This window comes from Agromyces sp. Root1464 (genome assembly GCF_001427265.1).
GTDB classification, from domain to species: Bacteria; Actinomycetota; Actinomycetes; order Actinomycetales; family Microbacteriaceae; genus Agromyces; species Agromyces fucosus.
Genome location: NZ_LMFU01000002.1, coordinates 1,547,205 through 1,561,233 on the forward strand (window position 1 = coordinate 1,547,205; position 14,029 = coordinate 1,561,233).

A 14,029-nucleotide genomic window follows, 5' to 3' on the forward strand; every position below is an offset into this window, starting at 1 on the left:
CCTCACGGATCAGACGAAGATAGCCAGCCCGACGGGGCATCCGAGGCTAGCTCTCGAGCGGCAGGGCGGCTGAAGGAGTCCAGCCGAAGCTTACGACGCCAACGCAACGATCCAATCGCGCATCCCTCGCATGCTGCTGACCTCTACAACCAGGCTCCGCGAAGAGTGCCTATGCGAACAGCCCGGAGTGCACCCGTCCTTACACCCCTACGTCACCCCGAATCCGAATGGACGTATGCTACCATAGGTAGTTGCAAGAACCTGAGCTAGCTCGGAGGGCGGCGATGAAAGGCGGCGTGATCCTGTTCCGGGGTTCCGGGGCAGACGCGCGCCGCTACCTGGAGTCGGATCGGTCGCGCGCCGACGAGTACTACCTCGAGGGCGGGACATCCCTCGCTGAGTTCTCGGTCGTCGGCGGCGATGGCGAGGTGATCGGCGAAGGCGCGCTCACCGCAGACCAATACGCGCAATGGGTGGATTGGATCAACCCGCTCACCGGCGAGTCGATGGGCAAGCCCCGCCTGCCGGGCGACGGCCGGCAAGGATCGCCGCGGTTCGCGGAGATGGTCGTGAACGCGCCGAAGTCGCTGTCGATCGCAGCGGCCTTGCACCCCGAGGTATCCGTCGCTCTCGACACCGCGCAAAGCGACGCGGTCGCCACGATCCGCGCCTGGCTCGGCCAGCATTCCGTCACGCGCGTCGGCCCGCGCGGAAGCCAGCGGGTGGTGCCGATCGAGCAACTGGAGACCGTCGGCGTCTCGCACAAGACATCGCGCGCCGGCGACCCTCACCGGCACATCCACTTCCAGATTGGAACGCGGGTGTGGGCAGCCGACGCATGGCGCGGTCTCGACACCGCGGCGCTGTTCCGACAGCAGGGCGCGATCCGTTCGCTGGGCACGGCCGTCATCGCGGCGCACCCGCGACTCGCGGCTACCCTCGACGCCCACGGTCTCACGCTCGATCCTGTGACCGGCGAAGTCGCGGAGCTGCAGCCCTTCAACGCCGCGATGAGCAAGCGATCTGAGCAGGTGGCGCGCAACCTTGCGCACTTCGAGAAGGAGTGGCGCACGACGCATCCCAACCGGGAGCCTGGCCCGGCCGCGATGTCGCGGCTGATCACGATGGCGTGGGATCACGAACGTCCGCACAAACGGCCAACCTCTCTCGGCAGCGAGGCGGCATGGCGTGCGGAGCTCGAGGACGCCGGCTACCGCCCCGACCTCGAGCGCGCTCCGGCGCACCCGCCGGTGTCGCTCGATGACGTGAGTGTTCGGGATGTCGCGTCGCGCGCGCTCGACCGGTGCGCGGCTGCGGCGTCGACGTGGACGGTGCACGCCATCCAGGACCAGGTCACTCGCATCATCACGGAAGCCGGCGTCCGCGCCAACCCAGAGCCGCTGCGCCAGCTCGTCATGCTCACGACCCGGTTTGCGGCGGATGATTGCCTGTCGGTGTTGCCACCCGACAGCCCGCATCCCGAGCACATCGCGCACCTCACGAGCCTGCACGTGATCGCCTCCGAGACCCGACTGCGCGACCTCTTCACGGCACGCGCCGCGCATGCGGGTCGCCGACGTGCACCAGACCTGACGCACGTGGCGCGCAGGCACCGGCTCGACGCTGCGCAGGTGCGAACGGCCTCGGCCGTGGCATCCACCGACCCGCTCGTCGTCGTGGAGGGCGCGGCCGGCGCTGGCAAGACGACGATGCTCGCCGCCGCGATCGAGGCCGCCACCGCGCATGGCCGCGTGACCCGCGTGGTCACGCCGACGAAGAAGGCCGCCGAAGTTGCACACCAGGAACTCGGCGTTGCAACCGACAGCGTCGCGAAGCTCGTGCACGAGCACGGCTGGCGCTGGAATCGCGACGGCGTCTGGAGCCGGCTCAGCGTTGGCGACATCGACCCCGATACGGATGCCTCGTACACCGGCCCCGCGGCATCCACTCGTCTTGCTCGTGGTGAGCGGATCGTGGTCGATGAAGCCGGCATGCTCGACCAGGACACGGCGCTCGCGCTGCTGACCGTCGCCGATGAGCACGGCGCCACCGTCGCCCTGGTCGGCGACCGTGCGCAACTCGCGGCGATCGGCCGCGGCGGCGTGCTCAACATGGCCGCGCAACTCCTCCCCCGCGTGCACCGCATGACGACCGTGCACCGGTTCATTGACCCCGCGTACGCCGCGCTCACCGTGCAGATGCGGCGCGGGGAGCATCCGGAGGCGTTGTTCGATCGCATGCATGCGCTCGGGCTCGTTGTGATGCATGAAAGCACTGATGCGTTGCAGGAGGCGCTCGCGCGCGAGTGGCGCGATGACGATGCGGTCACCGTCGCGACGAACGATGAAGCGCGCGGGCTGAACGCGCGCATCCGCGACGAACGAGTGCATGCCGGGGTGGTCGACGACGATTGCACTGCGACCGGCAGCGACGGCCTGAGCATCGGACGCGGCGATGTGATCCAGACCCGGCGGAACGCCTCGGCGGTGCGCGTGGCGAATCGGCAGACGTGGATCGTCCAGAGCGTGGGCGACGACGGCGCGGTCTGGGCCAGGGAACACTCTTCGAGTCGGAGACAACGCACCGTGCGACTGCCGGCCGCGTACGTCGCTGAGCACACGCATCTGGCGTACGCGTCGACCGCCTACGGTATGCAGGGCGCCACCGTGCCCGAGTCGCACACGGTGGTCAGCGACGCCATGGATGCGGCCGGCGTGTACGTGGGTATGACGCGTGGGCATGACTCCAATCGCCTGCATGTCGTCGCGGCTGACCTGGATGATGCACGGGCGCAGTTCATCCTGGCAACTGAACGCGACCGCGCCGATCGCGGGCTCGCCGAAGCCACTGCCTTCGCGAAGGAGTCCGTGCGTGGCCTTACGGCCGACGCAGATAAGCAGCGTCGCGGAGCACGTCTTCCGGACGGGACCAGCTTCAGTAGGGATACATCAACTCGGAGCACGCCAGGAGCCGGCCTGGGCCTGAGCCGCTGAGGCTGCGGTTCCACGCTACCTTGGCGCTTGTGGCGCGAAGCACCTCCGCTTACGGACGTCGGACAATGAGCTCTGACTGAGTCAGTAGGGTGCGCGCCTACTGTCGTGTGGTGATGATTCGCATGCGTTCTTCGGCGCTGATGAGGTGGTCATTGTCGTTCGCGTCGTCGCCGAGGTCGATCTGGACGCGGTGGATGCGGCCGGTGAAGACGCTGCCGGGACTGTCGTAGTCCTCGCTGACCGGGGTCGCCGTATCGGAGCCGACGTCCATCGTCTCGTCGCCGGAGAACGCGAGTGGCACGGTCGCTTCAATGCGTCCTGAAGCGATCTGAGTGCCGTCGAGGTACAGGTCGGCCGTGGCGCCCTTCCCGAGCCCGCCTCCGTCATAGGTGAACTCGAGTCGTACTTGGTGATCACCCGCGGGCACCACCTCGTCCGCGCGTATGTAGGTGTGCTGCATGCCGAACAGGTTGTAGCAGTACGTCGGGCGGCCGTCGTGCAGGTAGATGGACCAACCACCGAAGGCCCCGCCCTGCGCGATGATCACGCCTTCTGCCTGGCCGTCGTCGGGCACGGTGAGATCGGCGGTGACCGCGTGTGACTTGTTCTTGACGTTGAGCACGACGTTCTCCGTCAGTCTGCCCATCCCGCCGAACAACACCTGGCTGTTGCCGTGGATCAATGTCGGCCGGCCGGCGAGGTCGGAGTTGAAGCGTTCGATCCGCCGGTCGTCGAGGGGGAAGACCTTGTACTTGGACGCCTCGAGGAGGAACTTCTGTTGCAGGTGCGCCAGCCGCTTCGGATCCTCCGCGGCGAGGTCGTGGGCCTGAGTCCAATCGTCGGGGCCGTAGAGTTCCCAGACGTCATCGTCGATCGGTGGCAGCGGCTTGCCTTGGTCCCACGGGATGGAGTGGCGAGTCACCGCCGTCCAGCCCTGGTGGTAGATGCCGCGGTTGACGAACATCTCGAAGTACTGCGTCCGACGGCGGTCCGCGGCATCCGCTTCGTCGAACGTGTACGCCATGCTCACGCCCTCATACGGATGCTGCTGCACGCCGTGCACGAAGGTGGGCTCCGGGATGCCGGCCGCCTCGAGCACCGTTGGGGCGACGTCGATGACGTGGTGGAACTGGTGGCGGATCTCGCCGGTGGCTTCGATGCCGTGCGGCCAGCGCACGATGGTGCCGGTGCGGGTGCCGCCCCAATGCGAGGCGACCTGCTTGGTCCACTGGTACGGGGTGTTCATGGCGTGCGCCCAGCCCACCGCGTAGTGGTTGTACGCGGCCGGGGTGCCGAAATCGTCGATGCGGGAGGCCATGAACTCGGCGGTTTGCATCTCCGCGGCGCCGTTGAGGTTGATCAGCTCGTTGAAGCAGCCGTTCACGTCGCCCTCGGCGGAGGCGCCGTTGTCGCCGATGATGACGTACACGAGCGTGTCGTCGAGGACTCCCAGCTCTTCCAGTGCGTCGACGAGCCGGCCGACGTGGTGATCGGTGTGTTCGAGGAATCCGGCGTAGACCTCCATCTGGCGGGCGAGGACCGGCTTCAGCTCATCGGGCATGTCGTTCCACGCCGGGATCTGCTCGTGCCGCGCGGTCAGCTCAGCCGAGTCGGGCAGCACTCCGAGATCCTTCTGCCGTGCGAAGGTCTGCTCTCGCAGTACGTCCCAACCATCGTCGAACCGGCCGCGGTACTTGTCGGACCACTCCGGGGGCACGTGGTGCGGGGCGTGCGTCGCTCCGGGGGCGAAGTAGGTGAAGAAGGGCTTGGTCGGCATCAACGCCTTCTGCTGACGCACCCAGCCGATGGCACGATCGGTGATGTCCTCGGTGAGGTGGTACCCCTCTTCGGGCGTGCGGTCCGGTTCCACCGGGGTGGTGTTGTGGTACAGCGCCGGTGCGTACTGGTTGGTCTCGCCGCCGATGAACCCGTAGAAGTACTCGAAGCCGCCGCCCCCGGACGGCCAACTGTCGAAGGGCCCCATCGGGCTGGTCTGCCACACCGGAACTTCATGGCACTTGCCGAACTGCGCCGTGGAATAACCGTTCAGCTTCAACGTCTCGGCCAGCGGCGCGCAATCGTTGGGACGAACCGAACTGTATCCCGGTGCAGAGGTGGCGATCTCAGTGATGCCGCCCATGCCGACGGTGTGATGATTGCGGCCCGAGAGCAACGCCGCCCGGGACGGCGAACATAACGCCGTGTTGTGGAACCGCGTGTACTTCAAACCCTGCGCGGCGAGCCGCTCGAAGTTCGGCGTCTCGATCGGACCGCCGAACGCGCTCGAGGCACCGAACCCGCAATCGTCGATCAACACGACCAACACATTGGGTGCGCCATCAGGCGGCAGCAGCGGCTCGATCGGCGGGAACACCGTGTCAGGGTCCTTCGCGTCGTACGTCGCCGCGAAGCCGACCCCCTGATTCGGGATCGGCAGCACCTGCCGCTGAATCGGTTTCCCCATGTGCATCCTCCGACCATCGATTCGCCGCCACCCTGGCCTCGCTTCACCCACCCTCGCAGTTCCATCTTGCAAATCGGAGCAATGCTTGGTTTGTATAGTTCTAGGCGATACAATCCAAGCATGAAGACGCGAGCGGCCATGCGTGAATTGGCCGAGATTTCGGCCTCCCAATGGGGCATGGTCACCTCGGCCCAGGCGGACGCGCGCGGAGTGACCAGGCTCGACCTGTCGCGACTCGCCGACGCCGGCGACCTCGAGCGGATCTCTCAAGGTGTCTACAAGATCGCGGGCGCTCCGGCCGGCTCCTACCTCGACGTGCGCGCGGCATGGCTCAGCAGCGACCCGAAGCGCCTGGCGGGCGAGCGACTGAGCGACGGCCACCGCGGAGTGGTGGTCTCCGGCCAGACCGCAGCGTGGCTGCACGATATCGGTGACCTTCGCTCGAACCGGACCGAGCTGACCACACTGGTCCGCCGCCAGACGCAGCGCCCCGACGTCCACTACCGTCAACGCGATCTGTCCGAAAAGGACGTCACGATCCGCGACGGGCTGCCGGTGACGACGCCGGAGCGTACGATCTCCGATTTGGTCGAGGACCGAACGGACCTGTCGATCGTCGCCAACGCACTGCGTGACGCGAGCCGGAAGTACGAACTCGACCTCGGACAGCTCGAAACAAGTCTCGCCCCGCTGGCAGCGCGCAACGGCCACCGCAAGGGCGACGGCGCGGCACTGCTCAATCAGCTGCTCGCGATCGCCGGAATGGATCGCGAGGCATGACCGAACCGTACAAGAGCGCCGCCGGAGTCGAAGCTGCGATCCGTGATGCCGCCCGCCGCGCCTTCGCCGTCGACGAGTCCATGTCCACTCAGGACCGAATCCGCCAGGAATATTTTCGCCGCTTCCTCAGCCGGGTGTTCTCCGAGCACGACGAGTCCGAGTGGCTTCTCAAGGGGGCCACCGGGGTGCTCGCCCGGGTCGCCTCGGGCCGACGCACCACCGACATCGACCTGTACCGAGCGAACAACACCCTCGATGGTGCACTCGCAGAGCTGATCCGTCTGGCGAGCATCGATCTCGGCGACCACTTCCGCTTCGTCTACATGAAGCACCGCGCGGTCGTGGGCGGCGACCAGCAGCTCTACACCGAGGGCTATTGCGTCGACTTCGATGTCTACATCGGCGCCGACCGAAAGGAACCGCTGCACGTCGACCTCGTCGTCGGTGTTCTCGTCACCGATGAGGCCACCGTCTCGGAGCCGGCGAACCGCCTGGACCTACCGCGACTTCCGAGCAACGACTACCGTCTCTACCCGGTCGTCGATCAGATCGCCGACAAGGTGTGCGCGACGATGGCCGACTACAGCGGTCGACCATCGAGCCGCGAGAAAGACCTCGTGGATCTCGTTGTCCTCGCGGCGACGCAGACCGTGAATGCCGAGGCGCTCGGACGCGCGATCCGCGCGGAGGCCCGCACGCGCTCTCTCCCGCCATTCACCGAACTGACCATCCCGCCGAACTGGGGACGCGCGTATTCGAGGGATGCGAAGAATGTCCCGTATTGTGCCGACTTCCGGACGGTCGACCTCGCGGCAGAGCTCATGCGCACCTTCATCGACCCGGTGCTGCGAGGCGAGACGTCCGGCCTCGTCTGGTCACCCGAGTCGCTCACCTGGAGCTGATTCCCGAGCCGCTCTTGTGCCAAATCTGTGCCATTAATGTGCCATTAACTGCGCGAAAACGAACTGAAACCAACTGAGAGCATTCGGAAGAATCCCTGATCAACGCGATATCATGTCCATAAGAGCGATATCATGTCCATAAGAATTGAGCGAAAACGGCCCAGGCTCACTGAAAATCGTGAGGTCACGGGATCGACGCCCGTCGGAGCCACCATCGAAAGCCCCCGGTTCGCCGGGGGCTTTTCTGGTTTCAGCGGGCGGCGTCGAACGTCGACCTGAGCCGCTGAAGCCTGGGGCCGAGCGGGACGCTCGGATGCACGAAGCCCCGGCACCCATGATCGGGTGCCGGGGCTTCTCTCTGCGCTCAGTCGACCTTTCAGCCGATCGAGCGATCAGCCCTGCGCCGTCGCGCCACCAGCATGAACACCAGGCCGCCGCCGAGGAGGAGTGCTCCTGCCGCGATCGGGAGGCCGATCACCACACCGGTGCCTGCGAGATCGGCGCCGGAGCCGGCGGCCGGCGGGCTCTTCGGCGGGTTCTGCGGCGGCACGGCCCCGACGTAGTGCGACCAGTCCTCATCGGTCACGACCGCGCCGTCGACTTCAGCGCCGTCGGCATCGGTCGTCACCGGGCCTGTCGCTGCCACCGTGCCGAGGTTGGCGTATTGACCGGCGGTTGCCGTGCCATGTGCCGTGCACTCGATCGAGTCACCGGGCTCCAAGGGTCCGGTGATGACATTGCTGCCAGTGGCGTCGCAATCGATGTCGTCCGCGGCCACCACGTCATCCGTGACGGTCACGTTCGCGACCGGAGCATTGCCGGTGTTGGTGACGACGTACGTCCACTCCACCGCGCCCCCGACCGTGACGCTCGGGCCGGGCGCCTCGTCGGCGTCCTGACCGTTGGTGGCCTTCTCGATGTCCACGGACGGGACGATGCCGAAGTAGTGCGACAGATCCTCGTCGTCGACCGTCACTCCACCGACGGAGTCGCCATCGACATCAGTCGTCTCGGGGCCGACGCCCGTCACGGTGCCGAGGTTCTCGTACTGCCCGGGGGTCGCCGTTCCGTTCGCGACACAGACGAACGAGGCATCCGGAGCGAGCGGCCCGGCGATGACATTGCCACCCGTGGCATCGCAATCGATGTCTGCCGCGGCCACCAGGTCATCCGTCACTGTGACGTTCGTCAACGGTGCGTTGCCGATGTTGGTGACGACGTAGGTCCAGCGCACGTCGCCGCCCACCGTGACGTTCGGACCCATAGGCTCGTCGGCGTCCTGGCCGTTCGTCGCCTTCTCGATGTCGACCGACGGCTGGATGCCGAAGTAGTGCGACAGATCCTCGTCGGTCACCGTCCCCACGACCGGATCTCCGTCGACGTCGGTCGTCTCCGGACCGGTGCCGATCACCGTGCCGAGGTTCTCGTACTGCCCGGCCGTCGCCGTTCCGTTCGCGACACAGGTGAAGGATGCATCCGGAGCCAACGGACCGGCAACGACGTTGCCGCCCGTGCCATCGCAGTCGATCTCGGTTGCAGCGACCACGTCGTCGATCACCGTCACGTTCGTCAACGACGTGTCGCCGGTGTTCGTCACCACGTACGTCCAGCGCACATCGCCGCCTGCAGCCACGTTCGGCCCGGGCGCCTCGTCGGCATCCTGGCCGTTGGTGGCCTTCTCGATGTCGATAGCGGACTGGATGCCGAAGTAGTGCGAGAGATCCACATCGGTCACCGTTGCCCCGACGACCGGGTTGCCGTCGATGTCGGTCGTCTCCGGGCCGGCGCCGGTCACGGTGCCGGTGTTCTCGTACTGCCCCACGGTCGCGGTGCCGGTCGCGACACAGGTGAACGAGTCATCCGGTGCCAACGGGCCCGCGACGACGTTGCCGCCGGTGCCGTCGCAGTGGATGTCAGCGGCCATCACCAGGTCGTCGGTGACGATCAGGTTCGTGAGCGTTGCGTTGCCCGTGTTCGTGACGACATAGGTCCAGCGCACCGCGCCGCCGACCGTGACGTTCGGGCCGGGCGCGTCGTCGGCGTCCTGGCCGTTCGTCGCCTTCTCGATGTCGATCGACGGCTGCACCCCGAAGTAGTGCGACGGGTCGTCATCGGTCACCTCGACCTGCGTCGGATCGAGGCCGGTGACCGTGCCCAGATTCTCGTACCGACCCGCGGTGGCCGTGCCGGTCGCGATACACGTGAACGATGCATCCGGTGCCAACGGCCCCGGGATGACGTTGCTGCCGGTGCCGTCGCAATCGATGTCGTCCGCATCGACGAGGTCGTCGGTGACGGTCACGTTCGTCAGGTCGACGCCGCCGGTGTTCGTGACCACATAGGTCCACCGCACCTGCCCGCCGACCGTGACGGTCGGGCCGGCCGGGTCGTCGGCGTCCTGACCGTTCGTCGCCTTCTCGATGTCGACCGAGGGTGCCGGCATGACGGCGAGGTCGACGGTGAAGGTGGTGAACGAGTCGGGGATGACCTCGCCGGCGAGCCCGGCCACGTCGTCACCCGCGGGGCCGTTGCCGCCGACCAGGTCGTCGCCGACGTAGTCGTACGACATGGTGACCGGGGTGCTCGTGAGGCCCGTCACCGCCGGGTCGGCCGCTGCGGTGTTGTTGTTGTCGGCGTTCTCGTTCGGGCCGTCGGCACCGCTCGACCCGACCGTCCGCACCACGTAGTCCGCGAGCGGGCCTCCCGCGTCGAACATCGCCGCGGGGAGGTGCACGGTGTACGTGCCCGCGGGCAGGGGGGCGGCCGACCAGCGGCCGACCGCGTCGGTGACGACGGTCGCGACGACATCGCCGTCCGCATCCTTCACCTGCACCGTCACGCCGGGTACGCCGTGCTCGGTGCCGTCGAACCTGCCGTTGCCGTTGAGATCCGCCCACACCAGGTCACCGAGCGTGAACCCGGGCATCAGCACGTACGGCTCGGTCGAGAGCAGCGGCTGGTCGGGGAACGTCGCGGAGAAGATCATGGCCTTGTTCACGTAGACGTTGTCGAGGCCGTTGCTGGTCGAGACCATGGGGATCGACGATCGCACGCGTGAGGATTGCGGCAAGGGCTCGTTCGACACGAAGCGCACCGCGGTCACGTCGTCGAAGTCGGCGATCTCGACCGCCGTCCGCCAGCGTCCGCCTGGCGCCGCCGGGTCCGCATTCGAGGCGTGCCGCGCATCGTGGTTCAGCGTCGACGGATCCGCCGTCGAGTAGTACCAGGTTCCCGCCACGTCGTTGCCGACTCCCGTGCCGCCGCGGACGTAGGTGGGCGCTCCGAGCGGGCCCGTCAGCTCGACCTGGCCGGTGTAGTCCGACTCGTATTGTGTTCGTGCCGATCCGGATGCCGCGTCGCCGTCGCCGTTCCATGGCAGCACGTCGATGATGTCCGGCGCCTGGAACGCGATCTCGGTCGAGGTGTTCCCCCAGTCGACCGTCCAGGTGTACGTCTCACCAGAGGCCACGAACGGCTTGTCGACGCTCTTGGTGATGCCGAGCTGCCCGGACCCGACGATCGTGATGGCCGCATCCTCGGTGGGCTGGTTCTCCGCGTTGTCGGCCATCGCCTGCACCGTGTTGACGTAGGGGTCGCCAGGCTGTGCCAACGTGTCCACGGTCGTGCAGATCTTCAGCAGGCCGACATTGTGCTGCGGTGCCGTCGTGATGAGCACGTCACCGACGGTGAATGTCGCTTTTCGCGTCTGCGAGTCGTAGTTCACCGTCACCCCGGTGGGCAACAGGTTCTGCGTGCACGCCGGATCGAAATTCAGCCCGACGGGCACGGTATCGACGACCCGCAGATTACGCAGCGTGGCGCCCACGGTTGTGCGGCCGATCCAGGTATTCAGATCCCACACCACCGAGGCACCCGGAAGGTACGTCGCCTGCGGCACCGTCTTCTGCACGCCGAGCTGCATGCCCGTGAAGAACATCTCCTTCGGGACCGTGCCCCAGATGGCTCCGGTCACACCTGCCGGCCAGCCGCCGATGTTGGTCAGGCGAACACCCGATGGAATCGCCTCACCTGCGTTCGGGCCGCCGTTGTAGAACGTGCGGGTCTGGAGGTTGAACAACAGGTGAGCCGCGAACGGCCCGACCTCAACATGGGCGGGGTCGATCGGACGGGCCCGCACCATGTTGACGTGGTCCTTCCAGTCCGGTCCGAAGTCCGCGGCCGGATTGGTCGACCACGGTCCCGCGGCGTTGCGGCAGTCTGTCGCCGCGGCCGTGAGGGAGGTCCTCTCGATCGGGTAATAACCGCTCACGCGGGGCCCGGCCTGCGTGTTCACATTGTTGGGCCCGACCGAGTACTCGATCACGTAGTTCGCCGGGTTGACGTTGACCCCGGAGGGGTAGGACCCCATCTGCGGCAGCAGAGTGTCTGAAAGCTCGAACACCGACACGTCGAACACGTCGCACAGCATCATCTTGGTGGCGTCGACCTTGACGCGGTTGTTGTTCGCGCTAAGGGAGACGAACGACAGGATGGTGTCGCCACCCCAGGTCGCGCTACCGCTGAAATCATGCCCGTTCCGAATGAACTGCTTGTTGCCGGCGAGCGAGCCGCACTGGCCTGCCGCGGGCCGCACTTTGCTCGCGTCGAGGTTGTTGCCAGTGGCGGTGGTGCCATCCCACCCGGGCTCGAAGCCAGGCTGTGCACCATTGAGGCCCGTCGGGTTGTTCGGCTGGCCGCCGACCGTCCAGTTCTCGGAGCCGACCGCCTCGTTGCGGAGGTCGATGGTGATGTTGCTGGTGCACGGGTCGCTGGGCATCTCGGCGAGCGGGATGAAGATCCGGGCGATGAAGTCCATCCGCCGCCCCTCGAAGCCCCGCCGATTCGGCGTCGCCGAGATCGTCCAGCCGTCGGCGGGCTGAACCTGGTTCGTCGGGCAGACCACGCTGGCGACGTTGGCGTCGGGTTGCAGGTCACGGCAGCTCAGAAGCATCGCGCCGGGGTGGCTGACGAGGCGGTCTTTGAATGTGACGGGAAGATCCAGCCAGGGAGCCACGTTCTCAGCACCGGCCAGGTCGGTGACTCTGAACATGTAGTCCATGAAGTACCCGTCAGTGCGCACGCCTGCGACCGTCTCCGTGCTGAACACGAGGTTGCCACCGAAGTACTTCAGCAGGTCCCACTGCGGCGGCGCCGCGTTCGATTGGCGCACGGCGAGATTGTTGCCGGTGCCGTTCCAGCCGGGCTCGCGTCCGTCGCCGTAGTTCAGCGCGCCACCGTTGATCGCCCAGTGATCCGTGTCCTGCGCCCGGTTCGCGAAGTCGAAGGTACCTGTGGGGGTGTCGTCGCCCGGCTGCCAGGCCGGGTCGATCGCCCGGTTCATGTCGTCCAGGGGGATGAACACGTCCATCACCATGTTCCCCACACCACTGTCGGCAGCCGCAGCGTTGTTGGGCTTGATGCTGAGGTTCCATCCGTCAGCGCCCTGCACCTCGGTCAGAGGGGGGCAGGTGAGTGTCCACGCTGACGTTCCGCCCACGGGGTCCCACGGGGCGAACGTCGGACGGCACGCGTCGATCCGTGCATTCGGGAACTCAGGCATCACATCGACGAATGACACCGGCCACACCAGGTGGCTGCCGCCGGCTCCGGCCAGCAGATCGGTGATGGTGAACTGGTACCGCATGATGTAGCCCGGGACCTGCGTTCCGCCAATGGTGCGCGTGGTGAAGGACGGCCCCGTGCTGAACGTGCCATTGCCGGTGTACACCGTCTTCTTCAGATCCCACTGCGCCGTTCCTGTGACCTCGACCACCGGACCCTGCACCGTGTTCGAAGCAGCTGCTTGCCCGCCGGCCGCGTACGCACGCGCCGAAATGCTCGCGTGCGACGGGATCGGCGTGTCCCCCGCGAACTGGTAGGAGACCTGCAACGCCCCGACGTTGGACGACATCGTGCCGAAGTTGCAGCGCACGGTGATCGACCCGTCGGGGTTGAGCGTGCGCGATGAGGGGGGATTGGCTCCGTTGGCCGCGTCGAGGCAACCCGCGGGCATGCCGTCGAGGCCTGGCCCCACCAGCTTCAGCTTCGCGCCATCCGACGAGGCGATGGTGAACTCGATGATCACATTCGGCACCGATGCCCCGCTGGGCAGCCCCGTGAGCGACGCCGCGTACTGCTGCATGACGGTGTTCTCGGTGCGCACGACGCAGTTGCTCGTGCCGGTGTCCTTGCCGGGCGCGTCGGTGGCATCGAACGGAGGCGCCCCCGTCAGCGCAAAGCCGTCGCAGGCGTTGGCCAGAGGAAGCCGTTCGACCACGAGACTCGCGATCGGCTGCAGGCCTGCATCCAGCGCGGTGACCTGGGTGGCACCCGCGATGGCGAACGGCGCGGAGACACCCCGTTCGGGCTGACCGGCCGCCGGCTGGCCGGCCCGGACGAAGTCGTTGGCCCCTGTCGCCGCTGCGGGGAGGATGAAGGCACCGGGCGCCGTGACGCGCGCGATATAGCTGCCGTCGGCGCTGCTCGCGAAGGAATACGCGCCGACCGCGCTCGTCGTAGTGGTGGCCACGACCACCCCACCAGGCGAGCTGAGCAGCTCGACGGCGACCCCGGACTGGACCGGCTCTCCGGCATCCCGCACGCCGTCCCGGTTCGTGTCGGCCCATACGACACCGCCGACCAGGCTTCCCGGGCCGGCGAACGCCGCTTGTGGCGCGAGCGCCAGTCCGGCGACGAGCGTGAGCACCGTCGCGAACACGACCATCAAGCCTGAACGCGACGAAGAACTTGGCGTGTCCAGCTGCGTGCCTACCCGTGACATCGGTTCCCCTTCGACCTGGATGTCCTCGCCGCCCCCGCGACGAGTCCGACGAGGTGTACCCGGAGGCACCCCACGTGCGATCCAGAATCTACGGTGTCCCCCGATCCGT

General features: G+C 67.0%; 5 protein-coding genes. 3 read left to right on the forward strand and 2 right to left on the reverse strand.

Features of this window, described 5'->3' with window-relative positions:
* The first annotated feature begins 296 nt into the window (after window positions 1–296).
* Window positions 297–2,993: a MobF family relaxase gene (gene mobF, locus ASD23_RS12865; protein WP_235507733.1), complete on the forward strand. Its 2,697-nt coding sequence runs from the start codon at window positions 297–299 to the stop codon at window positions 2,991–2,993.
* 97 nt (window positions 2,994–3,090) lie between these two features.
* On the opposite strand, the gene ASD23_RS12870 is transcribed toward mobF, so the two are convergent.
* Complete coding sequence (locus ASD23_RS12870) at window positions 3,091–5,457, reverse strand: arylsulfatase (RefSeq protein ID WP_200941734.1); 2,367 nt, start codon at window positions 5,455–5,457, stop codon at window positions 3,091–3,093.
* A 120-nt stretch (window positions 5,458–5,577) separates the two neighbouring features.
* On the opposite strand from ASD23_RS12870, the gene ASD23_RS12875 reads away from it, so the two are divergent.
* Window positions 5,578–6,237 (forward strand): type IV toxin-antitoxin system AbiEi family antitoxin domain-containing protein, encoded by a 660-nt coding sequence (locus tag ASD23_RS12875; RefSeq protein WP_162248747.1) that lies wholly within the window; start codon window positions 5,578–5,580, stop codon window positions 6,235–6,237.
* Window positions 6,234–7,139 carry a nucleotidyl transferase AbiEii/AbiGii toxin family protein gene (locus ASD23_RS12880; RefSeq protein ID WP_056011180.1) on the forward strand — a complete coding sequence of 302 codons (906 nt, stop codon included), beginning with the start codon at window positions 6,234–6,236 and terminating at the stop codon, window positions 7,137–7,139. The genes ASD23_RS12875 and ASD23_RS12880 overlap by 4 nt, the downstream gene beginning before the upstream one ends.
* Window positions 7,140–7,515: 376 nt before the next feature.
* On the opposite strand, the gene ASD23_RS12885 is transcribed toward ASD23_RS12880, so the two are convergent.
* A complete protein-coding gene (locus ASD23_RS12885) occupies window positions 7,516–13,863 on the reverse strand; it encodes a DUF7507 domain-containing protein (RefSeq protein ID WP_056011184.1) in 6,348 nt (2,115 codons plus the stop codon).
* Between the last annotated feature and the right edge of the window lie 166 nt (window positions 13,864–14,029).